The organism is Pengzhenrongella frigida, assembly GCF_004168625.1.
Classification (GTDB): Bacteria; Actinomycetota; Actinomycetes; order Actinomycetales; family Cellulomonadaceae; genus Pengzhenrongella; species Pengzhenrongella frigida.
In genome coordinates this window covers 1-1,027 of the sequence record NZ_SDWW01000124.1, presented here as the reverse complement: position 1 = coordinate 1,027, position 1,027 = coordinate 1, and the positions used below count along the sequence as shown (strand labels likewise).

The 1,027-nt window shown below is 67.3% G+C and carries 1 protein-coding gene and 1 pseudogene; both read right to left on the bottom strand.

What is annotated here, in order from left to right; translation table 11 throughout:
- Positions 1 to 133 precede the first annotated feature (133 nt).
- Entirely contained in the window at positions 134 to 673 is a 540-nt protein-coding gene (locus EUA98_RS19615) for a hypothetical protein (protein WP_130104358.1), read from the bottom strand.
- Between the two features lie 210 nt (positions 674 to 883).
- Positions 884 to 1,027, bottom strand: a pseudogene (locus tag EUA98_RS20410) (IS30 family transposase); the annotation flags it as partial.

Genomic DNA, 1,027 nt, shown 5'->3' with positions numbered 1-1,027 from the left:
GATTCCGTCGGCTGGTTGCGTGGCGCCAAGTGATGTTCGGCGGCCGGCGAGGTCGGCTCCACCGGTCCCCGGGGCGCACGGCGAAACAGTGCTTGGCTGTCGTCAAGCGGCGGCAGCTCCGCTCTGGCACGCCTCACTGCGCCCTGACGAAGACGTTTTCGCTGACCTGCTCCCATGAGCCTGGGACCGACGGGGTTTCGGTTCCGTCGGAGATCAGCACCGCGGCTACGGAGGTCCCGGGGCAATTGATGCTGAGCAGGACTCCGCGTCCAAGGCCGGACTCGTCCGCGCAGGCCGAGCCGGCGGCGCCGAGCCCGGAAATCGTGGCCACGAAGCAGTACCGGTCCTCCCCATTGAGCGCGACCCAGAACGTCGCGTCCCCGTCGCTCGCGAGGCGCCGAGCTGACGTCGCAACAAGACCCTCCGCAAGCGCCTCCGGCAAGACGTCAGACGAGCGCTGCTCGCGGCCCAACGCCGAGACCTGAGACCCAGAGCCGTCGGCGGCGCCTGCCCAGCCGGCAGCGACCGCTACACCGGCTGCACCGACGAGGAGGGCGACGATGACGGGGTGACGGTGACGGAACCGTCGTCGCACCCTCACCGGACGAAGCTCGTCCGGTTGCTCGTCTTCGAGTAGTTCAACCGCGTTGGACCTGCGCTCCCCTCGGCTCATAGGGCATGGTCCCTCACATCGAAGCACCCGACCGCTCATCGCGACCACGAAAGCGAAGGACCGCGGCGACGAACGCGCCGGCTGCATACCTGTCGTTCTACGGTTGACCGACGAGAGCCGCGGTCAAGGCACGAATCTGACCCCGCGCTCCCGAAGTGACAGCGGACACGAGAAACTGGGCGGATTCCAGCGAGCATCGCAATAGTGGCCTCACGAATGCGTCGACTGTAACTGCGCGAATGCTCGCGCCGGGGAGTTCCATCCCAGGGTCTTGCGAGGGCGATTGTTGAGCTCGTCCTGGACCTGCTGGAGGCGTTCTGCGGAGTGGACGGCGAGGTTCGTCCCCTTGGGGAA